17 protein-coding genes are annotated in these 23,654 nt (G+C 71.5%); 4 read left to right on the top strand and 13 right to left on the bottom strand.

The window, feature by feature from the left end; genetic code table 11:
- Positions 1-51: 51 nt before the first annotated feature.
- A complete protein-coding gene (gene proS, locus ABD808_RS34670; protein WP_425549013.1) occupies positions 52-1,500 on the top strand; it encodes a proline--tRNA ligase in 1,449 nt (482 codons plus the stop codon).
- 46 nt (positions 1,501-1,546) lie between these two features.
- Here proS and ABD808_RS34665 read toward each other — a convergent pair whose 3' ends face one another.
- The 7 genes from ABD808_RS34665 to ABD808_RS34635 all read right to left on the bottom strand — a co-directional run bounded on the left by ABD808_RS34665 (position 1,547) and on the right by ABD808_RS34635 (position 11,043).
- Complete coding sequence (locus ABD808_RS34665; RefSeq protein WP_344906409.1) at positions 1,547-2,053, bottom strand: DUF6328 family protein; 507 nt, start codon at positions 2,051-2,053, stop codon at positions 1,547-1,549.
- Positions 2,054-2,085: 32 nt separating this feature from the next.
- Positions 2,086-4,104: a SpoIIE family protein phosphatase gene (locus ABD808_RS34660; protein WP_344906406.1), complete on the bottom strand. Its 2,019-nt coding sequence runs from the start codon at positions 4,102-4,104 to the stop codon at positions 2,086-2,088.
- A 145-nt stretch (positions 4,105-4,249) separates the two neighbouring features.
- Positions 4,250-5,086, bottom strand: a complete 837-nt coding sequence (locus ABD808_RS34655; protein ID WP_344906403.1) for an ANTAR domain-containing response regulator — start codon at positions 5,084-5,086, stop codon at positions 4,250-4,252.
- Between the two features lie 70 nt (positions 5,087-5,156).
- Complete coding sequence (locus ABD808_RS34650; protein ID WP_344906400.1) at positions 5,157-5,573, bottom strand: CBS domain-containing protein; 417 nt, start codon at positions 5,571-5,573, stop codon at positions 5,157-5,159.
- A gap of 320 nt (positions 5,574-5,893) precedes the next feature.
- Positions 5,894-6,496 (bottom strand): sigma-70 family RNA polymerase sigma factor, encoded by a 603-nt coding sequence (locus tag ABD808_RS34645; protein WP_344906397.1) that lies wholly within the window; start codon positions 6,494-6,496, stop codon positions 5,894-5,896.
- A 460-nt stretch (positions 6,497-6,956) separates the two neighbouring features.
- The gene (locus tag ABD808_RS34640) at positions 6,957-10,106 is read right to left on the bottom strand and encodes a M14 family metallopeptidase (protein ID WP_344906394.1); all 3,150 of its coding nucleotides are present in this window, start codon (positions 10,104-10,106) and stop codon (positions 6,957-6,959) included.
- Positions 10,107-10,242: 136 nt separating this feature from the next.
- Positions 10,243-11,043 (bottom strand): TetR/AcrR family transcriptional regulator, encoded by an 801-nt coding sequence (locus tag ABD808_RS34635; RefSeq protein WP_344906391.1) that lies wholly within the window; start codon positions 11,041-11,043, stop codon positions 10,243-10,245.
- 228 nt (positions 11,044-11,271) lie between these two features.
- Here ABD808_RS34635 and ABD808_RS34630 point away from each other — a divergent pair, with 228 nt between their 5' ends.
- The 3 genes from ABD808_RS34630 to ABD808_RS34620 all read left to right on the top strand — a co-directional run bounded on the left by ABD808_RS34630 (position 11,272) and on the right by ABD808_RS34620 (position 16,101).
- Positions 11,272-13,965 (top strand): SpoIIE family protein phosphatase, encoded by a 2,694-nt coding sequence (locus ABD808_RS34630; RefSeq protein WP_344906388.1) that lies wholly within the window; start codon positions 11,272-11,274, stop codon positions 13,963-13,965.
- Between the two features lie 129 nt (positions 13,966-14,094).
- Positions 14,095-14,976: a hypothetical protein gene (locus tag ABD808_RS34625; RefSeq protein ID WP_344906385.1), complete on the top strand. Its 882-nt coding sequence runs from the start codon at positions 14,095-14,097 to the stop codon at positions 14,974-14,976.
- A 39-nt stretch (positions 14,977-15,015) separates the two neighbouring features.
- Positions 15,016-16,101 (top strand): hypothetical protein, encoded by a 1,086-nt coding sequence (locus ABD808_RS34620; RefSeq protein ID WP_344906382.1) that lies wholly within the window; start codon positions 15,016-15,018, stop codon positions 16,099-16,101.
- Here ABD808_RS34620 and ABD808_RS34615 read toward each other — a convergent pair whose 3' ends face one another.
- The 6 genes from ABD808_RS34615 to ABD808_RS34590 form a co-directional block, all read right to left on the bottom strand.
- Positions 16,102-16,965: a hypothetical protein gene (locus ABD808_RS34615; RefSeq protein ID WP_344906379.1), complete on the bottom strand. Its 864-nt coding sequence runs from the start codon at positions 16,963-16,965 to the stop codon at positions 16,102-16,104.
- A gap of 578 nt (positions 16,966-17,543) precedes the next feature.
- Positions 17,544-19,373, bottom strand: coding sequence for a sporulation protein (locus ABD808_RS34610; protein ID WP_344906376.1), 1,830 nt, complete (start codon positions 19,371-19,373; stop codon positions 17,544-17,546).
- 209 nt (positions 19,374-19,582) lie between these two features.
- A complete protein-coding gene (locus tag ABD808_RS34605; protein WP_344906373.1) occupies positions 19,583-20,944 on the bottom strand; it encodes a M16 family metallopeptidase in 1,362 nt (453 codons plus the stop codon).
- Positions 20,941-22,197, bottom strand: coding sequence for a M16 family metallopeptidase (locus ABD808_RS34600; RefSeq protein WP_344906370.1), 1,257 nt, complete (start codon positions 22,195-22,197; stop codon positions 20,941-20,943). The genes ABD808_RS34605 and ABD808_RS34600 overlap by 4 nt, the downstream gene beginning before the upstream one ends.
- Positions 22,198-22,393: 196 nt before the next feature.
- Entirely contained in the window at positions 22,394-22,747 is a 354-nt protein-coding gene (locus ABD808_RS34595) for an STAS domain-containing protein (protein WP_344906367.1), read from the bottom strand.
- Positions 22,748-22,830: 83 nt separating this feature from the next.
- Complete coding sequence (locus tag ABD808_RS34590; RefSeq protein WP_344906364.1) at positions 22,831-23,448, bottom strand: ATP-binding protein; 618 nt, start codon at positions 23,446-23,448, stop codon at positions 22,831-22,833.
- Between the last annotated feature and the right edge of the window lie 206 nt (positions 23,449-23,654).

Here is a 23,654-nt window from a genome sequence, read left to right as displayed (position 1 = left end):
GAGCGGGTGAAAGCGTTCGTCGCCCGTCGCGGCAGTCAGTACCCTATGGCCGTGAGTCGAGAAGGTGTGACGCCGCAGAGTGAGGATTTCTCCGCCTGGTACAACGAGCTGGTCGTGCAGGCGCAGCTCGTCGACCGAGGGCCGGTGCGCGGCACGATGGTCATCCGACCGTACGGCTACCGGGTGTGGGAGCTGCTCCAGGCCGACCTGGACCGGCGGATCAAGGAGGCGGGGCACGACAACGCCTCGTTCCCGCTGCTGATCCCCGAGTCCTACCTCAAGCGCGAGGCCGAGCACGTCGAGGGGTTCTCGCCGGAGCTGGCGGTCGTGACGCACGCGGGCGGCAAGGAGCTGGACGAGCCGCTGGTGGTGCGGCCGACGTCCGAGACGATCATTGGCGAGTACATGGCCAAATGGATCGACTCGCACCGCGACCTGCCGCTGCTGCTGAACCAGTGGGCGAACGTCGTCCGGTGGGAGATGCGGCCCCGGCTGTTCCTGCGCACGACCGAGTTCCTCTGGCAGGAGGGCCACACGGCCCACGCCGACGAGGACGACGCCATGCGCGAGACCATGTGGGCCCTGGACGCCTACGCGGGCGTCTCCCGGGAACTCGCCGCGATGCCGGTCGTGGCGGGCGAGAAGACGCCGGGCGAGCGGTTCGCGGGCGCCGTCCGCACCTACACGCTTGAGGGCATGATGCGGGACGGCCGGGCGCTCCAGGCCGCGACCTCGCACTACCTCGGCACCAACTTCGCCAAGGCGTTCGAGATCCAGTACCAGGACGAGGCGGGCAGGCTGACGCTCGCGCACACGACGTCCTGGGGCATGACCACCCGCATGATCGGCGCCGTGATCATGACGCACGGCGACGACAAGGGCCTGGTGCTGCCGCCGCGGCTCGCGCCGTACCAGGTCGTGGTCGTCCCGATCGGACGCAAGGAGCAGGGCGAGCAGGCCGCCGCCGAGGCCCGGCGGCTCGGCGCGGCGATCAAGTCGATGGGCATCCGGGTGCACGTGGACGACAACCGTCCGCAACTGTCGCCGGGGTTCAAGTTCAACGAGTGGGAGATGCGCGGCGTCCCGATCCGCGTCGAACTCGGCATGCGGGACATCGACGCCGGTGTGGCCACGCTTGTCCGGCGGCTCCCGACCGTCGAGGGGCAGGGCAAGGAGCAGATCCCGCTGGAGAAGCTTCCCGAGCTGCTGCCCGGGATCCTCGCCGACTTCCAGTCGTTCCTGCTCGCGCGGGCCGAGACGTTCCGCGAGGACAACACCGCCGTCGTGGACGCCTGGGACGCCTTCACCGCAGGTGTCGCCACCGGTTGGGTGCGCGCCTTCCACTGCGGCGAGCCGACGTGCGAGGACGACATCAAGTCCGAGACGGCGGCGACGCCCCGGGTCATCCCGTCCGAGGCGCCCGAGGAGACCGGCGTGTGCGTGAAGTGCGAGCGCCCGTCCGCCTACGGCAAGCGCGTCATCTTCGGCCGCGCCTACTGACAACTGACGCCAAGTGAGAGCCCCGGCCGCCGCCCGCGGCCGGGGCTCAGGCGTCCTTGTCGATGTCCGCGCGGTGCGCGGCCAGACGCGTCAGGTACGGCTGGACGAACCACGCCCACCCGCACAGCGCCAGCACGATCACGGCCACGACGACCGTCAGGGCCGCCGTGTCCTCCAGCGACTCGACGATCAGCGCCGTCGCCGAGGTGATCGAGACGGCCAGCGCGAACGCGCCGAGGATCCCGAACCGGTTCGCGCGGCGGATCAGCAGCGCCTTCTGCCCGAGCTGGAACAGGATCCGGTGCTGGAACACGGGCGCGATGAAGCAGATCGACGCGAACGCCGCCCCGAACAGCGCGATGTAGAACAGCGGACGGCCTCCGCCGTCCACCCTGTCGAAGTTCGCGGAGAACGGCACGGTCAGCAGAAACGCGAACAGCACCTGCACACCGGTGACCGCGACGCGGAAACCCTGGAGAAGCTCCATCAACTGCCGGTCGAGACGTTCGTGCCGCGTCTCGTTGCGCGGCTTGTCCGCGGGATCGCTGGTCATAGGTCTGCTTTACCCCACAAAAGGGTCATCAGTCAGTCGAGAGACGGCGGCTCCACGCGCATCGCCAGCATCGACACGTCGTCGCGGAGGTCGCCGTCGCAGTACTCCACCAGCGCCTGCTCCACGGCGGTGAGCATGCCCTGCGGGGTGTCGCCCGCGTGCGCGGCGAGGGCCTCCAGCAGGCGTTCCTGCCCGAACTCCTGCCGCATCATGTCGCACGCTTCGAGGACGCCGTCCGAATGCAGGATCAGGGTGTCGCCGACGGAGAGTTCGATGACGTCCAGCCCGGGTTCGAAATCGTCGAACAGGCCGAGCGGGACGCCGCCGCGCGACGCCGACCTGATCACCCCGTCCGCGCGGACCACGATCGCCGGGGGGTGGCCCGCCGTGCCGAGCGACACCACCACCCGCTCGGTCTCCAGCGTCAGCCCGGCCATGACGGCGGTGACGAAACGGTCCTCGTCGAGCAGTGCCTCGTTGACCATGCCGAGGACGTCGCCGGGGCCCGACTTCCACCGCGACGCGAGCCGCGCGCAGTGCCGGGCCGTCGCCGTGACGGCCGCCGCGTCCTCGCCCTTGCCGCACACGTCGCCGAGGATCAGGCCCCAGCCGTTCACGGTGCGGAACACGTCGTAGAAGTCGCCGCCGACCTCCGACCCGTGCGTCGCCGTCAGGTACTTCGCGGCCACGCTCACCCCGGGAATGGACGGCAGCGACTTCGGCAGCAGCCCCGCCTGCAACGTCTCGGCGACCTCGGCGCGGCGCCGGTACAGCCGGGACGCCCTGATCACCAGGGCCAGATAGCGGCCGAGGCGCTGGACGAGACCGAGGTCCATCAGGTCGAACGGGCCGTACTCGCCGCTCGCCGCCAGCGTGATCGTGCCGATGGCGCGGTCGCCGTCCTCGATCGGGACGCTCAGCACCGACGTCACGCCGATCTTGGTGCAGACCGGCTGGCCGTCCCGGCAGACGCCGAGGACGTCGAGATCCTCCACATGGGGCCGCAGCGTGCTCTGCCGGGTGACGAACACCGTGAGGGGCAGCGTCCCGTCGACCGGGTCGACCTCCTCCAGCGTCCGGGCGGCCTCCACGGAGAACTCGTCGTCCGGGCCCATCACGACCTGCCTGCGCAGCAGCGGACCCGTGCGGGACGCCGCGCGCGGGGACGTTCCAGCCGCGTGCGCGCCGCCGGGGGAGGACGGGCCGGGGCCGCCGTTGCCCGGGGCCGTCAGGTCGATGAACGCCCAGTCGGCCAGCTCGGCGGCCAGCAGCCGGGCGCAGCGCCGGATCGCCACCGTCTCGTTGAAGACGGGCTCGTCCAGCAGCAGCTCGCTGGCGGTCGCGAGGACGTCCATCCGGTGCACGATCGTCGCGACGGCCTCGTCGTCGGGCGCGGCGCCTCGCTCGGCCCGCGCGTGGGCGGAGCCCGTCGAGACCTGCCTGCCCTTCGGCGGCTTCGCGGCGGACACGTCGCCGATGGGCGTGGTCGTCGGACCGGCGGCCACCACCACCATCGGGTCGGGTTCGCCGCGGATCCACACCCGGGCCAGCGTCACCACGGCGTCCACCGGACGCTCCCGCCCCAGGAACCTGACCTGGACGCTGCGTCGGCGACCCGTCCGGATCACCGCGGCCAACTGCGACCGCACCGCCGCGCGGGTCGCCATGTCGCAGAACGCCGTGAACTGCTTGCCCGACACGTAGCCGGAGGACGTGCCGAGGAGGGCCGCCGCCTGCCGGTTGAGCCGCCGGACGCCCGTGTGCCGGTCGAGCAGGAACAGCGGAACCGGGGCGTCCTGGAAGGCCGTGCGCAGCACCCGCCGCTCGGTCTCCGCCGCCGCCGACCAGCCCTGCTCACCGGGCGGCTCGGCGCCCATCGTCCGCAGCACGGTCAGCGCCAGCTCCAGCTCGACCAGCGCGGCGTCCAGCGTGGCGCGCAGGTCGGGCTCGGGCACGCCCGCGGCCTGGCGCAGTTCGCCGATGCGTCCTTCGAGGTCCGTGATCTCACGCATCAGGGACTCGGGTTCGAGCTGGTCGGGCTGATCGTGCATCTGGTCTCCCTCTCCTCCGCGTCACACGGCGGAACCAGGCCGGTGCCCGCCCCGGCGGGACCGGACCACGATCGCCTGGGCCGCTCCGCGCGACCCCGGCAGTGCGCAGCTTATGCGCCGCAGCTGTGTGCTCCTAGTTCATGACCTAAGGAAGGCCCTGATGACCGACGATACGCTGGGCGAGGGCGGTGAGCTTCACGTGACGTGTCTGCGAGATGCGGCGCATCTCGGCGAAAGCCTCGTCGGCGTCGCAGCCGAGCGCGTGCATGAGGATGCCCTTCGCCTGGTCGACGACGGCCCGCGCCTCCACCGCCTGCTGCAACTGGACGGCCGTGCGGTGCGCGTCGTCGTACTGCCGGGTGTTGGTCACCGCCGCGCTGCCCTGGGCGATCAGCAGCGACGCCAGCGCGTTCCGCCCATGGCCGAGCGCCCTCGGTGTCACCCCGTACAGGGTGAGCGTGACCAGCACCGGCGGGTTCAGATGCGGCGTCGTGGTGAAACAGCGCACCCCCCGGCGCAGCATGTCGGACATCGCCTCCGGCCAGCGCGTCTCGCCGAGGATGTCGTCCGACGTCAGCGCCCGGCGGTCGAGCACCACGTCGAAGATCGGGCCGTGCCCGCGCGACAGCTGCCGGTCGGTCACCTCGGCGAGATCGGGATGGCTGGCGGCGGCCGCCAGCGGCTCGGGCCGGATGTCCTCCGGCAGCGGCGGCGGCGTCTCCGGCCCTGTGCTCTGCAACGGGACGCGCGGGACCTCCTGCGACGGATCGGGCGGCAACCCCAGCGCCGCACCGGAATCGGCGCCCGACGTCTTCGGCAACTCCCAGCGCACGCTCGCCGCGCCCGCGCAGCCGGGGATCCCGCGCGAGGCGAGCTCCGTCACCCGGTGCAGGGTTCCGATGTCGGACGACTCGCCCACCATGCCCAGCCGGGCGATCTCCAACGCGAGCTGATCCGTCAGGACCGTTTCGGTGGCCGTCACCCCTCCGACGATATCCTGCGGCACCGCGTCCCAGGGTCGCGGGCTCATGTGTGTTCCCCCTGGTCTTGGCCTAGTTGTTCGGTGGCGCCTTGCTGATCTCCGTCAGCGGGCCCGGCTGCCCGTCGGCGGTCGCCAGATCACCGATGCAGACGATGCCGAGGGGGCGCTGCTCGTCGTCCACGACGGGCAGCCGCCGGACCGCCTGCTCCGACATCAGCCGCGCCGCCTTCCCGGTGTCGTCGTCGGGACGGACGGTCGTCAGCTCCGCCGTGCACACGTCGCCGAGGGGGGTGAGCGCGGTGTCGCGGCTCTCCGCCACGGCCCGCACGACGATGTCGCGGTCGGTGACGACGCCGCAGAGCCGTCCCGCGTAGGTGACCAGCACGTCCCCGATGCCGCGGTCCCGCATGACCCGGGCGGCCTCGTACAGCGTCGCGTCCAACGGCAGGGTCTGCGGATCCGGCGTCATCACGTGTTTGACTTGCATTTCTCTCCTCCTTCGGCCCCGGGGGGGCCTCCATCGTCGAGAAACGCGGGCGATCGCTGGCATCGCTTCGGCTCGCTGCGCGATCAGGTTTCTCGCGAGCTCGAAACCTGCCTTCGGACGCGATCGCGCGTGTCGAGGTTGTTGTGTGGTCACGACGATGGCTGGGGGTGGCGCTGACCGTGTGAGTCTCGCTCTCGGTACCCGTTGAACGACCCCTCATGCCACCGGGCGCGATTCCTCACGCCCTGGGACGGGACGATCCCGCAACCACGGGGTAGTTGCGGGATCGGGTGTTGTCCGCCTTGGCGGGATTCTTCGCGTTACGCGGCCAGGACCAGGCCGGACAGGGACTCGCGGAGCTGCTTGCGGCCACGGTGCAGGCGCGACATGACCGTGCCGATGGGAGTGCCCATCATCTGGGCGATCTCCTTGTACGGGTAGCCCTCGACGTCGGCGAGGTACACGGCGTCCCTGAAGTCCTTCGGCAGGGCGCGCAGGGCGTCGATGACCTCGGAGTCGGGGATGCGGTCGAGCGCCTCCGACTCGGCCGAGCGGAAGCCGGAAGAGCTGGCCTCGGCCTGCGCGATCTGCCACTCCTCCAGCTCCTCGGAACCGGCGCGCTGGGGCTCACGCTGCTTCTTGCGGTAGGTGTTGATGAAGTTGTTGGTGAGGATGCGGTGCAGCCACGCCTTGAGGTTCGTGCCTTCCTGGAACTGGTGGAAGTTCATGTAGGCCTTGGCCAGGGTCTCCTGGACGAGGTCCTCGGCGTCGGCGCTGTTGCGGGTCATGCGGACGGCACTGGCGTACAGCGGGTCGGCGAGCGGCAGGACGTCGCGCTCGTAACGTCGCGTGTTCTCTATGGTCGCGGCGCCCTTCGTGCCGTGGCCGGTGTCGCGGCGCGCGTGCGTGCTGACAGTGGTCATCGTCGCTCCCCGTAGGTAGTGGCCCTCGGGAGGGCCGGTTGCTGGCGCGTGTTCGGGGGCACGCGCGGACCGGGCGGTCGAACCGCCCACCGTCAGGTGATACGTGCCACCGTTCCCGGCGGGTTCGCTCGCGGCCTCGTTCGATGGGTGGGCTGAGGCTCGTGCGTGGGATCGGCGGTGCCAGGGCGACCCCGTCTTCCGGGACGTCGCGGGCCGTGCTCGATCAGGGAGTTTCCACCCGCCGGTGGTCTTCCTGCTGTGTAAGACGCACGGGAGGGCGTGGATGGTTGCTCGTGGCCGCGTGTCGTTCATCACATGCTGCTGCGCGCTCTCTGATCTTGCGGTATAGGGCTCTGGTCGCTCTGATCTCGCGGTGTCCGGGCGGGCGGCGCTCCTGGGGGGCGCCTGGGAGCGCCCCCGGGAGCCCGGTGCGGGCCGGGCTCCCGGGGACTTCGGGGCGTCAGTCGAGCAGGTACCGGAGCGCCCTGGCCATCAGGGCCCGCCGGTCCGCGGCCTGCTCAAGGCCGAAGCCGAGCAGGACGGTGTCCCTGGTCGCGACCGACGAGACCGAGTCGATCAGCGCCTGGGAGCGGACGTACTCGGCGCCGTTTCCAGGGCTTCCCGCAGGGGCGCCCTGGACGGCCCAGGGCCCGAGGCTCGTCTCGAACCCTTCGGCGTCGGACGGGCCACCGGACGTGGTGAACCGGGTGTCGTCGACGAAGAGTCCGGTGCCACCGCTGCCGGGGTCGCTGACGTAGGAGATGGACACCTCCACCTTCTTGCCCGCGTAGGCGGACAGGTCGAACGCGACGGGCACCCAGCCGTTGGAGTCGCCGGTGATGGCGTTCCACTGGCCGGACGTGCCGGTGTTGCCGCACGGGTTGCCCCCGGTCAGGTAGTGACCGAGGAATGGGTGCATGTTCAGGAGGTAACCCTGTTCGCACTGTTGCGGGACGGTGGTGCTCGACCTGCCGTTCTTCTCGGGCAGCGTCGTCCAGTCCTCGGCGCCGGAGGTGTGCGCCTCGACGATGACGTTGTCGAAGCCCGCCTCGGTGCTGTAGGAGAGTTGGGCCTGGAGCGCCGGTGCCTGCGCGGCCGTGACCGTGGACAGGTCGATCGTCCTGGTCAGGCGACGGTAGGCGCCGTCCTGGTGCGGCCCCGCGACGTACCACTGGCCCTCGACGGGTTCGGTGGGCGCCGCCGCGCCGGTGTAGTCGCCCGTCTTCCAGCTCTTGAACTGCGGGAAGTCGGCCGTGGGCAGGACGGTCGAGGTGACCTGGAATCCGCCCGCCTCGTTCACCGGGTTGGATTCGGTGCCGGGAAGCTTCGACGTGATGCCCTTGTACGGGGTGTCCGTGCCGGTGAATCCGGTCGGTACGCCGACGCGCTGCCGGTCGTAGGCGCCCAGGTAGTACTGGAAGAAGTCGTCCGACAGCAGTTCGCAGTCGTCCCGGAAGTTGCTGGACACCACGCACGGACGTTCGGGGTGACCCTTCAGCCCGTAGTAGATGCCGCCGCCGTTGGAGCGGCTGAGCGGACCGAAGTATCCGGCCGTCTCACCGGTGTGGAGGAGTTTCCCGCCCTCGTTCAGGTAGGAGCGCAGGGACAGGACGAGGTCCTTCTCCCGGTCCGCCACCTGCGAGTCGGGCTGGTCGCCGAGGTAGGTCTTCACTGGTTCGTCGGCGGCGTCCTGGGTCAGGCGGTTGTCGCCCAGGTACCAGACGACGGCGTCGAAGTGCTTCAGCACGCCGAGGTCATGCGGGACGCCGTCGCGGTCGATGTCCCAGACGAGCGGCTTGTACCGGGCGGATCTGACGAGGTCGGCGTACTGGTCGGCGTAGCGGGGCTTGGCCGTTCCCGGCGGATAGGTGGGGTTGACGCCCTTGTAGTCCTCGTCGGCGATGACCAGGACGTCCGCGTGGTGTTGGTCACGGACGGTGTAGGTGAAGTGCTTGCTTTCTACGGTCGTCCGGCCCTTTCTGCCGGTGAACCACACCTCGACCTTGTCGCCGGGCCGTTGCCGCCTGATCTCGCCCCGGTACTCGGCGTAGTAGACCTTGTTCTCGTCCCCGAACCGCTCGCCGCCGCGCCATTCGCGCACGGCCGTGTTGTGCGCGCGACCGTTGTTGATGCGGTAGTTGAGCTTCTTGTGTCCGAGGGACCTGCGGATGACGGACGCGACCTTCTGCGAGTAGCCGAACGACGTGGTGAAGGCGTCGGGCTCGAAATCGGGCGCGGTGCGTCCGACGGGCGAGACGGGATGGTCCGGGTCCTGCGCCGACTGGCCGATGGAGAGAGCGAGCGGCAGGTTCTTCACGAACTCCTTCTGGATGAGCGTCTCGTCGTCCGGGAACTCGAAGACGCTGCCGCAGTCGCCGGGCTCCCACTCGTCGTCGGGATCGGACCGGGCGGCCGTGGTGCACGTCGCCATCTCCGGCGTGACGGACAGGGAACCGTAGCGGTTGTCGGCCTGCCCGTCGGTGTCGCCGTTGGTGGTGTACAGCTGGGCGCCCAGTTCGGGCGTGTAGCCGGGGACGGCCGAATTGTCGAGGTCGCCGAGCAGCGCGTCGTGGATCGCGTCGTCCGGGCTGCGGGTGAGGGCCTGCCAGCCGACGCCGTGCAGAAGCAGTTCGGCTGCCGAGTGGTAGTTGACGATGTACTTCGGGCGGACGTGCTCATAGAGCGTCGTCTGCGTGCGCGTCTCGGGCTCGGACGCGGGGCTCTTGCCACGGTACGTCTCACTGCCCGGCAGGTTGGACGACCCCTCGTTGTCGTAGCCCCACTTGTAGGGGAAGTTGCGGTTGAGGTCGACGCCGTCCCCGGCGGTTATCTTGCCGTCGCCGTTGTTGTCGCGGGCGTTCTTGCGCCAGAGCCTGAAACCGTCCTGGAACGTCAGGTCGTAGCCGTCGACGTTGACGACCGGGACGAACCACAGCTCGGTCGTGTCGATGATCTTGGTGATCGCGGCGTTCTTGCCGTATCCGTCGACGTAGTAGTGCAGCAGGCGCCGGACCATCTCCGGTGTGATCCACTCGCGGGCGTGCTGCGCCGCCTGGTAGACGACGACGGGCCGGTCGCCGTTGTTGGGCTTGGCCGGGTCCTTGGTGACGCGGACGGCGGTGATCGGCTTGTCCTGGACCGTCGTCCCGATGGTGGTGGCGGCCGCGATGGACGGGTGCTCGGACGCGACGCTCAGCAGCTCCTCGCGAATGCCGCCCGTACCGCTGTAGGAACGGAACACCTTGGGCGCGGCGGCCTTCGCGCGCTGGCGGGCGTCCTTGCCGTCGACCTTCTTGACCGTCAGATCGAGGCCCTGACGGTTGAGCGCGGCGGCCTGGACGGAACTCATCACGGCCTCGACGTGGACGCTGCCCTTCTCCTTGCTCTGGGAGATCCGGACGTCCTCGCGGTCGAGGCCGGAGGCGTTGAGCAGCTTCACCTCGGCGGGGTTGAGGTCGGCCGCGTAGACGTCCACGGCCGCGCCCGTGGAGGCGGGCTTGGGGGCGGCGTCGGCGGGGACGGCCGCCAGCGTTCCGATCAGGAGCGCGGCGGCGGCGATGGCGGGGGTGAGTCTTCGATGCCGGAACAGTGTGCGCTGTCTGCGCGGCATTGCGCCTCCCTGGCAGGGGGATCACGACGGGGGTCGCGTGATCTTCTGCCGAGGAGAGAAGGGTGTCAATGGGCTCTTAGGGCGTTATGCCGCATTCGGTCACAGCCAGGGTCGGCCACGGGCGTCAGGGCCCGGTTCAGGCGTCCCGTCCGGGCGCGTGTCCCGCCAGAACGGCACGGACGAGGCCCGCCGCGAACTCCTCCGGCGCGCCCGGCAATTGGGCCCCCGACGCCACCGCCTCCGGGCCCGCGAGCCGCGTCAGGAACGCGTGCTGCTGGCACCCTCCGAGCAGGGCGGCCGCGACGAACGGCAGCGGGGCGCCCGCGGCCAGCCGTCCGGCCCGCCGCTCCGCGTCCAGGTAGCCGATCAGGGCGCCGTTGCCCACCACGGGACCGGTCGCCGAACCACCCGAAGGCCCGGCGGGCGGACCGCCCGGACCGCCCGGAGCGCCCGACGGAGGCGCCGCCCCCGGCTGGCCACTCCTGGCCCTTGTGCCCATCTTGGCGGTCGCGTCTTTCTGTGCTTGTTCCTGCGCTCTGGTGGGGCCGTTGTCGCGCAGCCACGCGATCAACTCGGGGTCGGCCAGGACGGGCCCGGTCATCGGCAGCAGCTCGCCGTAGAAGCGGACCATGTCCGCCGCGTACCGGACGAGGTTCTCCTCCACCGTGCCCTGCCCGACCGATTCGAGGAGCGTCGTCATGGCGGCGCGGGCCGTCCCCGTCACCTCGCCCAAAGCGGCCGCGAACAGGGCGGTCTTGCTGGTGAAGTGGTTGTAGAGGCTGCCCTCGGAGACGCCCGCGCGGCGCGCGATCTCCTTGGTCGTCGCGGCCACGATCCCGCGTGAGCGGATCACCTCCACCGCCGCCGCGAGGATCCGCTCCCGCATCGGGCCACGTGCCGCCGACCCCGCCGATCCCGCCGCCGATCCCGCTGCCACCGCACCTCCCGCGCGCCCCCGGCGCCGTGTTCCCGCTCCGCCAGCCTCGGACGGTAACACGGGTCCCGGCCTCGGCGAGCGGCGGTGAGTGAGCGCTCACTCGAACGAGTTCCCCGGAGTGCCAGCGCGACACGCTCACGAGTTGTAACGTCTCCTTTACTAGTAGTTGCCATGGGCGTCGTTCAGCCTTCGCTCTGGAAGTCAGCCTTCGCTCCGGAAGGGGACCGGGTGGTCATCGCCGACCTGCTGGGTGTCACACGGATGACCGCCATCACCCTCAACGACAGCGGCCGGATCAACCACTGGGACGAGACCGCCGCCAGACTGTTCGGCATCGGACGCCTCCAGGCCGTGGGCCGCCCGCCCGGCGCGCTGCTGCGGCTGCCGCCCGAGCACCGAGGCGTCTTCGAGCCCGCGGTCTTCGGCCACGTCTGGTGCGGCGCCTGCACCGTCCCGCGCGTCGACACCGGCGCGCTCGCCGAGATCGGCTGGTGGGTCTACCCGATCGAGACGGGCCCCGGCGGCCACGGCATCCGCGTCCTCGCCCTCGCCACCGACCTGCGCAGGCTCCGCGAGGACGGCCCGTGCGTCACCACCGGCGACCGGCTCGCCGAGCAGCCCGACGACAGCGCCCGGCGCGCGGCCGGGGTACGGCTGCTGCGGGTCGAGCCCGCGCTGGCGACGCCGTCCGCCGACTTCGGCTCGACGCCGACCACCGAGCCGTTCGCCGTCCGGCTCGCCGGGCTGCTGCCCGACGTCGGGCCGGACGCCGCCGAGTCGATCGCCTCGCGGGTGCTCGGCCTCGGGCGTCCCGCGATCTCGCTGGGGCTGACCTTCCGGCTGCCGGTCGTCCCGTACACGGGGGGCGCGACGTCTGTCCCGCGCCCGCGTCCCGCGACGTCCCGCACCCTTGCTCCGCCCGGCACGCCTGCCCCGCCCGGCTCCCTTGCCCCGCCCGGCTCCCTGGCTCCGCCTGGCTCTCTTGCCCCGCCTGGCACGCTCGGCCCGCCAGGCACGCCGCCGTCCACCACGCCGCCCGTCGCAGAACCGCCCGTCGCAGAACCGCCCGTCGTAGAACCGTCCACCACGGCACCGCCCACCGTGGAACCGCCCGTCACGGCACCGCCCGCTCTCGAACCGCCCGTTGTGGAACCGCTCCGCCCAGTTCGCCCGCCCCGTGGTTCACGCCCGGATGCGCCGCATCCGCCCCCCGTCCCGAGTCCGTGTCCTGAAGAGGGATTGGAGACGATGGCCGTGAGGGAACCCCTGACCTACCTCGGCGAAGCCGGACATCAGATCGGCAGCTCGCTCGACCACCTACAGGCCGCCCGCGCGCTCGCCGAGGTCCTCGTGCCCCGGCTCGCCGACTTCGCCGCCGTCGAGCTGCTCGAACGCATCGTCACCGACTCGGGGCCGCTCGTCTCCGAGATCGACGAGACCACGCGGATGCGCCGCGTCGCGGTCGTCCACAACGACGAGCCCACCCGCTGGGACGACGTCGCCCCCGAGGGCGAGGCGCTGTGCCTGCCGCCCTGGACGCCGTTCGTGACCGCCATGCGGACGGGCCGTCGCGTTCACGTCCCGCGCGTCGGGCCGGAGCTGGCCGCCGAGTTCTCCGGCTTCTTCGGCCGCGACCTGCGGCCGCTGTTCACCGGCCGGGCGCTGCTGATCGTCCCGCTGATCGCGCGGGGCCGGGTCGTCGGCACGTTCAAGATCCTCCGCAAGCCCGACCGGCCCGGGTTCGACGAGCTCGACCTCGCCATGGTGGACGAGCTGGCCCGCCGCACCGCCCTGTGCGTCGACAACGGGCGCCTGTACCGGCGCGAGGTCCAGGTCGCCGAGCAGCTCCAGCGCAGCATGCTGCCCGACGACCCGCCCGACGTCGCCGGGGCCCGCGTCCGGTACCGCTACCGGCCCGCCGAGCAGGCCGTCAACGTCGGCGGCGACTGGTTCGACGCCATCCCGCTGCCCGGCTGTCGGCTCGGCATCGTCGTCGGCGACGTGATGGGCCACGGCCTCACCTCCGCCGCGATCATGGGTCAACTGCGCACCGCCGTCCGCACCCTCGCCGCCGAGGACATGCGGCCCGCGCGGCTGCTGCGCCAGCTCGACGGCCTCGCCCGCCGCCTCGGCGAGGACTACCTCGCCACCTGCCTGTACGCCGTGTACGACCCGGTGGAACGGCGGTGCACGCTCGCGAACGCCGGGCACGTTCCCCCCGTCCTGGTTCCGGCGCTCGGCGACAGCCGCGTCCTTCAGCTCCCGTCCGGCGTGCCGATCGGCGTGGGCGGCGAGCCGTTCGAGTCGATGGAGGTCGAGGTCGAGGACGGGGCGCAGCTCGTCCTGTGCACCGACGGCCTCCTGGAACGCCGCGACCGCGACGTCGAGCAGGGCCTGGACGAGATGCGCGGCCGCCTCGTCGACGTGACGCCCGACCTCGACCACACCTGCGACTCCCTGCTCGACGGGCTCGCCGCCGCCACGCCCGCCGACGACATCGCCATCGTGGCCGTCGGGTTCGACGGCATCCCGAAGGAGTCCGTCGCCGTGTGGGAGCTGGAACCCGAGCCGAGCACCGTCCCCTGGGTCCGTGCTCAGGTCGCCGACAAGCTCGCCGAATGGGACGTCGGAGCGCTCACCGACACGGTCCAGTTGCTGGTCAGCGAGCTGGTCACCAACGCCCTCGTCCATGGCGCGGGCTCCATCAAGCTTCGCCTGATCAAGGGCCTGAGCCTGGTCTGCGAGGTCTATGACGACGGCGCCGACCTGCCCAGGCTCCGCCACGCCGACGCCACCGACGAGTCGGGCCGCGGGCTCCAGCTGGTCAGCCACCTGTCCGGCCGCTGGGGGACGCACCGCGCCGAGCCGGGAAAGGTCGTCTGGTTCGAACACGATTTCCCGAAACCGCCGCGATCGTACTGACCAGCTAGGACACGGGTGGCATAACGGATTTGCACGGTAATGTCCCATTCGCGCCAGTTAGTTTCCGCCTTTCTCGTCCGGTCTGATCGATATCGTTGACGCCGCATCGAGGCCCTCCGGGGGGAACAGTTGGGTGAGGATCTGACGCTGCCGGTTCCGGAGACGCTGCACGGCACCTACGCCGTGGCGCTCCCCGAACCGATCGCCGACCCCGCCGACCTGGCCCGGGGCGAGGTCGCCCGGCGCACCGCGCCGCCGCTGCGCGGCCGGGTCCTCGGCATGCTCGACAGCCCCATGCTCAGCCTCGACCAGCGTCCCGCGTCCCATTTTCCTCCGCTGCCCCGCGATCTGCTCGCCGCGTTCGGCGCCGCGCCGTCCGACCTCGCGGCCATCGACACGGCCACCCACCTCCTCGCCGTCCGCGCCGCGTACCGTCCCGGCCACCCGCCCGCCCACGAGTGGGGCGCGCGGGCGGTCGCGGGCGCCGTCGGGGCCGCGCTGGGCGCACCCGTGATCGACGTGTTCACCCCGCAGGTCCTCAGCCCGGGCCACGTCGCCCGCTCGCTGCCCGGCTTGGACGGCATCGTCCGGCTCACCGACTGGATGCTGTTGCCGCACACTCCCGGCCCGCACGGCTTCTTCTTCAGCACCAAGGGGCTCGCCAGGTATGGGCTCCCCGAACTCCAGACCGAGAACGTTCCGTCTGGTCTTGTGGAGCCGTGGGGGCGCTTACTCAACGGCGTCGCGTTCCGCGTCCTCGAACTGTGGCTGGACGAACTGCGCGTCGACCAGCCCGTCGCCATCGACCTCCCCGAGACCATCTCCGTCGGCCTCCAGGACATCGCCGCCGCCCAGGGCACCGGCGACCCGTCCCGCCGCGAGGTCGCCGTCCGGCTCAGCCTCGACCGCGCCCCGGAACCCGCCCTCACCGTCGGGCCCGCCCGCGACGGTCCGGAAACCCTGCAAGCCTTGTGCACAGCCCTGTTCGGCTCACCCGAAAGCCGTCCATGACCTTGCCCATGATCTTGATCTGAGCGCAGGATCGACACCGTGAGATTCGGCCCGCGAGACCGTCCAAGCCCCGAACCCGACGACCCCGGCCACCCGGAGGACATCACCGCAGCGCCCCGCCCCGGCCCCTACCCGGAGGACGTCCACGTGGCGGGCACCGCCCCCGAGGACGAGCAGCCCACCGCCGACTGGGAACCCGTCCAACCACCGGACGAGACGGCACGTGACCAGGCCCCCTGGGCACCCCACGTCCCAAGCCCTCCCGAACCGGAAGCGTCCCCGGAAGCCCCACCCTCCTGGGGCCAACACGAACCGGCGCCTGTGGGCCGCCCGACCGGCCGCCACGAACGAATCGCCGACGACCCGTCAACAACAACCCCAGACCCACCACCGCCCCTGGACCCCTGGCGTGCCAGAGCCCAGGCGGACGCCTTCGTCGCCGAATACATGGGCAGCACGACTTGGCGGGCAACACTGGCCGTGCTGGAAGGGGCCTTCCCAGGCCTCGGCCTCGCGGCGACGCTCTCCACCCGGAGCGACGAGCTGTGGCGAATGATGGGCGCGGTCGACCGAAAGGCGGCGGCCAAACTCGGCGTCCCCGTGTGGCTGGACGACGCCGGAATGGTCTTCGACCTCAGCGCCCACGTGGGCGTACGCGCCGTCCGAGTACCGATCGCGGGACGGGCGGCGCCCCACGCGTCCAGGCCCTACGCCGGTGCGTTCGTCATCGACATGCTCGACCCGCTCCGCTACCACCGTGCCGTCGGCGGCCCCCGAGCGCCACGCGACCTGCCCGAAGTGCCCGTGCCGGACGCCGCCGAAGACGACGACAGCGGCGTCGTGATCGTCGCGAACCTCCGCTCAGCAGGGGTCCGCGTCCTGGACTCAGCAACCCTCTGGCGCTACGCGGGCCAGGTCATCACGGACACACTGCACGAAACAACTCGTCCGGAGACCCGGACCAGGACACGGCAAGCCCTATGGGCCATCAGACGCGTGGTCTTCGTCGACCCCGACGTCGGGCTCGGCCTGTGCCTCCAGGTCGACGCGACACGCGTACCCCGCTGCCTGCTGGCGTTCCGCGTGGACCGGACGGAGGGCGCGCCCCGCTTCGTCCGGCCCTGATCACTCGTCGGGCCGCAGCCAGGACAGGTCGCACTGCCGGTCGGCGGGCAGGCCGTGGACGAGTTCCACGATCCGCCTGGGCGCCTCTGGCGGTGCGCCGTCCGGCAGCACACCGCAGACGAGCGCGCCCTGCGTCACGGCCACGGCGAACGGACCGAACTGCGCGACCCCACCCCCGCGCAACGCCGCCAGCTCGACGAACAACGCGCCGAGCGCGGACGGGTCACCGGGGTCGTACATCTCCCGGGCATGGGCGAACAGATCCTCGGCGAGCACCTCGGCCCGCCGTCCGGACAGGTGGTAGACCGTCCCCCCGACGTCGGACCGCTGGTCACGAACCCGGACGCGCAGCCCGTACTCACCGGCGCACCGCTCGTAGACATCGGTGAGCAACGCCTCGGCCTCCCCCTCCTCGCTGAGCAGGACACCGGTGACGACGCCCTCCTCGCGGTCGAGGCGGTCGAGCATCTCGCGGTTCAGTTCCAGGACGTCCCGCTCCACGGCGTCCAACGACCGGGCCAACGCGTGCTGCGCCTCCCGATCGAGGTCGGCGCCCGCGAGCTCCTCGGAGATGTCACCGAACTGCTTCTCCAACCGCTCGACCCGCCCGGTCACGGAGTCGAGCCGCTCCAGCACCTCGCTGGGCGGCGCTTCTTGCTGCGGCGGCGGAATGGGGATACCGGCGGGCTCGGTCGCCTCGTCCACCACCGCCGCGAGCGCCTCATGTCGCCGCGCCAACTCGGCCACCTGCCCGCGCAGTTCGCGCAGTTCCGCCTGCGCGCGGGGGAGCCGCTTGTCGGACGCCAGGTACAGTTCACGCCCGCCGATCGCGAGACAGAGCAGGACCAGGATCACGGTGGTCATGGTCACGACGATAACCATCCAAGGCCCACTTGGCCGAAGACGCGGCGGATCTCATCCGAATGCCAAGCCAATACCGCCCACAAAAGCCCACCCCGTCCCACTTTCCCCACCCAACCCAAGCCCCCCAACGCCCCGCCCCACATATCCGGCGCCCGCTCTACACAAGGCGTCCACAGCCTGACACCCACCGCAACAAGCGACCTCCTCCGCGCACCCACCAACACAAGCGCCGCACCCCCACAACACCACCCGCAAGCCGCGAAGCCAGGCCCCCACAGAACGCTCACCGACAGAGCCCTCAACATCCCACACGCCCCCAGCCGCGCCACCCGCCAAGCACGACGCCCCACGCCCCGCCCGCAGGCTGCGAAGGCGTCCACGAGGTGGTCGCTGATGTCGCCCGTGACATTTTGCGGGTACCCGGTTGTGTTCACGCGCTGGGTGCGAGGCCCCCCATGCCCCCACCGGCGGGTTGTGGGGGCGTCTCCGGAGTGGCCGTCGGTTTGGCCTGCGACGATCTGCCCGTGCCCGGGCGCGTCCAGTGTGGGACGGGCCCACGATGGGGCTTGCGGGGTGGGTTAGCCGAACAGGCCGCCCAGGAGGCCGCCGAGGATTTCGGCGGCGCCGCCTGCGATCTCTCCGGCGATGTCACCGGCGACTCCGCCTGCGACGTCGGCTGCCACGTTTCCGACGACCTGGCCGGCGGCCTGGCCCGCGTATCCGACTATTGCGTTGCCGAAGGCGTCTACGGGGTGGCCGCCGATGTAGCCCGCGACGTTCTGGGCGTATCCCGCCGCGTCTACCGCGCCGAGGGCCATGCCTCCTACAGCGCCAGCCGCGATTCCTGCCGCTGCGGCGCCGCCGACCATACCGGCGGCCCCGATGCCGTGGCCACGGTGCCCGTGGTAGCCGTGGTGGACATGCGCAGGGGCCGGATGGCCATGTACTGGAGGCGGAAAGGGCGCGGGTCCCGCCGGGGCGGGTGGCGGAGGCGCGGAATGCGCCGCTGGTGGATAGGGCGCGGGTGGGGGTGCAGCGCCGTACGCCCCCGGAGGGGGCGGGGCGTGTCCGTGCATCGCCGCTCCCGGAGGCGGTGGCGGTGTGTGCCCGTATGCCGCGCCGGGGGGTGGCGGCGGGGCATGGCCGGGTGCCACTGGCGGGGGTGCGGCGTGCCCGGGTGCTGCTCCCGGAGGCGTCGGTGGGTTATAGCCCGGTGCTGCTCCCGGAGGGGGCGGTGGGGCGTGTCCGTGTGCCGCTGCTCCTGGGAGCGGTGGCAGGGGCTGGCCGGGGGCGGCTGGTCTTGGTGGTGGGACGTGTCCGTGAGGTGGGGGCGCTGCGGGGGTCTCGCCGGGCCAGGGTGGGGTGCCGGGAGGGGGTGGTGGGAAGCCCTGGTTGCCTGCGGCTTGGCCCTGTGGGTACGCGTGGCCCGGCTGGGGTGGGGCGTGGGCCGGGTTCTGCATGGCCGCGGGTGCCAGGTCGGGGGAGGGGGATTGGCCGGGGGCCGGTGCGGGTGGGGGGACCTGGGCGTAGTCTCCGGGGCCGCCGTAGGCGGCGGGCTGGGCTCGGGATCCGGCTGGTGGGGGTGGTGGGAACGGTGATGCGGCGCCCGGAGGTGGGAGGGGCGCCTGGCCGTGGGCGGGTGGGCCGGAAGTGGACGAGCGCGGTTGCGCGGCCGCGGCCTCCAGCCATTGGTTGATCTTGGCTTTCCAGTCGGTCTCGGCGGCCTCGGAGTGCGGGACCTGGAAGACGCCGAACGACTCGTCCCGCGGGGTCTCGCGGTCCTCGGCGCGTAGGACGAAGGCCATGGTGCGCGGGCTCGCGACGAAGCTCAGACCGACCTTCTCGATCCGGCCCTGGTGCGACGGCGGCGGGCTGAGGTGGATCTCCTGGTGGAAGGGGAGTCGCTGGGAGACGCCCCGCAGCTTGGACGACTCGAACGTGACGTTCGTGATCTGGAACCCGAGCTGGGCGATCGCGGCGAGGGCCCACTGCTGTGATTCCAGCGGCTCGACGGAGATCGGGTCGACGTCGCCGGGGTCGGGTTGGCCCTTGGCGTCGACCTCCGTGCACAGTCCGATGGTGAAGCCGGGCAGTTCGTGGCCGAGCACGGTCGTGAACGGCAGCTCGTACGGCAGCGGGATGGAGAACGACAGGTCACGCTGCTGCGCGGCCTCCAGCCGGAAGCCGCGCGTGAGGGCGCCCCGGTACACCTCGGGCCCGGCGGTCTCGCCGCCGTAGCCGTTCTGCATGCGCGGCATGAGCGCCAGCGTCACGTGCCGGATCTCGACGGGTCCGGCTCCGCCGCGCAGATGCACCTTGCCCGCCACGACGCCGCCGGGTTTGCAGTTCGGCTCCGACAGGATCGTGTCGACGGATGGCCCGCCGCCCGCCATCTGCCCGTAGGACACCGGCCGTTCCCTTCTCCGACGGCGAGGACATTCCTCGCACGAGTGGCAACGCATTCCATCCACGTCTGACCACGACCGTCGGACCGTTCCGCCGGACCCGGTTCAGGCGTGGGTGGGGGTTGGTTGCGCACTGTTGGACTTAGTTCACCATGCCATTGGTTCGGGTGCGAAGCGGATCACGGTGACGAAATCGTTCGGCGCGGGTGGGCCTACTCCTTGGCGGTGACGGTCACCGGGGCGTAGCCGAGGGCCTCCAGGGGTTCGCGGATCTGGGCGGCGTCGCCGACGGCGATGACGGTGAGCGCTTCGGGGTCGATGTGGGTGCGGTAGGCGCGGGCGACGCCGTCCGGGGTGGACGCGCGGACGGCGGCCAGGTAGGCGCTGGGGAAGTCGGCGCCCAGGCCGTTGGCGGACACGTCGGCGAGTTCGGCGGCGACGGCGCGGGCCGTCTCGTACTCGGCGGGGGCGCGGTCGGCCAGCGCGCGGACGGACGAGCCGTGCTCGTCGGCGTCGATGCCCCGCGACAGGATGCCGCGCAGTTCCGTCAGCGCGTCGGTGACGGCGTCGGCGGTGACCTCGGTGTGGACGGCGCCCTGGGCGATGAACAGCCCGCAGTGCCGCATGCGCAGCAGGCCCGCCCGCATGCCGTAGGTGTAGCCCTTCTCCTCGCGCAGCACCGCGTTGAGCCGGGACGTGAGCCCGCCGCCGAGCACGTGCGACGCGACCATCAGGGACGGCCAGTCGTGGTGGGAGCGGTCGGGGACGCCGTGCCCGAAGCTGAGGTACGTCTGCACCGAGCCGGGACGGTCGACGACGACGATCCGCGCGGCCGACTCCGGCATGACGCGGTCGGCGGTGGGCAGCGTCTCGCCGGACCCCGCCCAGCCCTCCAGAGCCGCTGTGAGCGCCGCGTCCGCGCCCGCCCCTGTCAGGTCGCCCGCGACGACCGCGGTGGCCTCAGCGGGCACCACGGAGCCGTAGAAGCCGCGAACGTCGGCGCCCTGGAGTTCGCCGACCGAGGTTCGGCTGCCGCCGGTCGGCCGGGACGCCCGCGCCTGGCCGGGGAACATCACCGCGCGCAGTTCCCGCATGGCGCGGGAGCCGGGGTCGGCGTCCTCCTGGGCGATCTCCTCCAGGCGTTCGCGGACGAGGCGGCGGATGTCACCGTCGTCCAGTGCGGGACGGCGCACCACCGACGAGAACAGGTCGAGGGCCGCGTCGAGCCGGGTCACCGGGACGTCCAGCGCGATCCGCAGCGCGGTCAGGTCGGCGGACGCGTAGAGGCTGGCGCCGAGGCGTTCGAACGCGGCGGTCAGCGCGGTGCCGCCGCCCGGTTCGGTGCCCTCTAGCAGGGCACGCGCCGCCAGTGTCGCGACGCCGTCGAGGTCGGCGGGTTCGCGGCCCGCGCCCGCGTGCAGAACGAGCCGGACCGCGGCGAGGCGGCGGCCCGGCAGGTCGCAGCGCAGGGTGCCGGGACCGGCGGGGACGCGGCCCGCATCCGCGGCCGGGAACGCCCACGCGGGCACCGGCCCGGGGACGGGACGGGGCTGTAGGTCGAGACCGGTGCTCACGAGGCGCCTCCGTAGGTCAGGGCGGTGCGGCCGCCCGGCGCGAGCCAGCGGCCCGCCATCTCCTTGATCGAGTCAGCGGTGACCGCGGCGGCGCGGCCGGGGGCGGTGAACACCCGGGCCGGGTCGTCGAACTGGGTGGCGTTCTGCGACAGCGCGTTGGCGAGGCCCGTGACGGTCTCGGTCTGCTCCAGGAAGCCGCGCTCGGCCTGCGCGGTGGCGCGGGCGGTCTCGTCGGCGTTGGGGCCCTCGGCGGCGAACCGTTCGAGTTCCTCGTCGAGCACGGCGGCGATCTTGTCCGGTTCCGGCCCGATCGCGTCCACGATCGCCAGCGACTGGCCGGAGGCCAGCCGGGTCACGCCCGCCCACACCTCGGTGGCGATCTCGTCGCGCCGCACCATGCGGTCGTACAGGCGGGAGCCGGAGCCGCCGCCGAGGATCTCGACCGCGAGTTCGGCGGCCTCGACGTCGTCGCCGCCGTCGGTGGGCAGCGTGAACATCGCGAAGTAGGCCGGGGAGGGGACCTCCTCGTCGAGGGCCTCCTCTCGGACGCCGCTCAGCGGGCCGAGCTCCCCCGGCCGCGCGGACGGCTTGGCCGGGCCCGCGGGCAGGCCGCCGAAGTAGCGTTCGACCGCCGCGATGGTCTTCGCGGGGTCGACGTCGCCGACGACGGACAGGACGGCGTTGCCCGGCGCGTACCAGGTGGCGAAGAAGTCGGTGCAGTTCTCCAGCGTGGTGGCGTCCAGGTCTTCCATGGAGCCGATGGGGGTGTGCGCGTAGGGGTGGCCCGCGGGGAAGGTCAGCGCGCACAGCCGCTCGAACGCCGTCCCGTAGGGCTGGTTGTCGTAGCGCTGGCGCCGCTCGTTCTTCACCACGTCGCGCTGGTTGTCGAGGTTGGCCTGGGTGAGCGCGGCGGGCAGCGTGCCCATCCGGTCGGCCTCCAGCCAGAGAGCGAGGTCGAGATGGCTGACCGGGACGGTCTCGTAGTAGTTCGTCCGCTCGAACGAGGTGCTGGCGTTGAACGCGGCCCCCGCGCTCTCCAGCAGCGCGGCGTGCTCGCCTTCTGCGACGTTCGCGGAGCCCTGGAACATCAGGTGCTCGAAGAGGTGGGCGAGCCCGGTCCGGCCGGCACGCTCGTGCCGGGAACCCACGCCGTACCAGATGTTCACGGCGGCCAGTGGTACGACATGGTCTTCGCAGACCACCACGCGGAGGCCATTGCCGAGCGTGTGCTCATGCAGCGGCTGTTCTGCCACGGAGCGCTCCCGTCCGTTCGATGGGTCGGCTGGCGGACAGCACCGCGCGCGTCGGAGGGACGTGCCCAGGCGGCGGGCTTGATCTCGGTCTCACCGTACCGGCTGCGCACGACGGCGGGTGCGTCGGCGCGAACTGTGGATAACCGGCCCGACGAAGCCGGTCGGGCGCATGCGGATCAGGCGGAACGCATCCAGATCAGGAGGAAGCGGACTCGTGGGCGGCGATGGCCTCGTCCAGGGAGCGGTGCAGCACGAAGATCTTGGTCAGCTGGGTGACGTGGAAGACGCGGCGCACCCGGTCGTTGACGCCCATGAACGACATCGAGCCGTCGCGCGCGCGGAGCCGGTGGTAGATGCCGACCAGCACGCCCAGCCCGGTGGAGTCGAGGAAGGTGACCTCGCCCAGATCGATGACGAGGTGCGAACCGCCGTTGTCGATGATGTCGAGCAGGGCTTCGCGCAACCGGGGACTGGTGAAGACGTCGATCTCACCGCTGATCTTCACGACCGTGAGGCCCTTCTCGACGCGGTGTTCGACGGCGAAATCCACCGGTGCTCCTCTCTGCCGGCCGTCTCCTCGCGAACCGGGCGGGAACTCTCTAGCTACCCGTGTGGCGCTCCGTTACGCCCGGGTCAGCAGGTGCTGAACAGTGCCCAGACGACCTTTCCGTTGGTCAGGGAGCGCCAACCCCACCGAGAACTGAACGAGTCGACGAGATGCAGGCCGCGTCCGGTCTCGGCGATGTAGTCGGGCTCCCTGCGGCGTGGCGCGGACTTGCTCGCGTCCAGGATTCCGCACATCAACCAGTTCGTGTCGTGGCCGAGTCGCAGCCTGATGGCCGACGGGGCGGAGCCCAGCGGATCGGCCGGGTCGCCGTACACGCCCTCGTGGCGTACGGCGCGGCCCGGCCGGCCGCTCAACGTCCCCCCGCTGTGCCGCAGGGCGTTCGTGACCAGCTCGGACACGACGAGCCCCACGTCGTCGGCCAGTTGGGGAAGGCCCCATTCGACCAGGCGGCACATGGCGAAATGCCGGGCCGCCGTGACCGATTCCGGATCCGGCCGGACCGTGAACGAGACGGTGGAACCTCGCATATCGGTCAGGTCCGTGACGGCCGAGTCCAGGCATGGGGCCAGGTCGGACGACTCCGGGACGGGCGTCGACAGCGCGGCGTGGTCGTGCGCGCCCGTCGGCCCTACGAGGGGGCCGAGCTCCCACCGCGTGTCGTCGTGCGCATGGCGTGACGTCATTCCAACCGGACCCCGCAGAGTGATCTCGTTGTGCAGCCGTACTCGGAAGTCTCGTGCGTTATCCTGCGCATCGTAGCGTGCGAATGCAAGGCCCAATGCACGTGCATCCGCGTTGTGAGGGTGTGGGGCGACGCGGACGGCACGCGACTGATCGGAGGTAGCCGCAGGACACAGAGGCCAGTGACACACTAGGTTCGCTGTCCGCC

The organism is Actinomadura meridiana, from assembly GCF_039537545.1.
GTDB lineage: Bacteria > Actinomycetota > Actinomycetes > Streptosporangiales > Streptosporangiaceae > Spirillospora > Spirillospora meridiana.
Note: the sequence above shows the minus strand (reverse complement) of the source record. Positions and strands in the feature narration are given on the sequence as shown.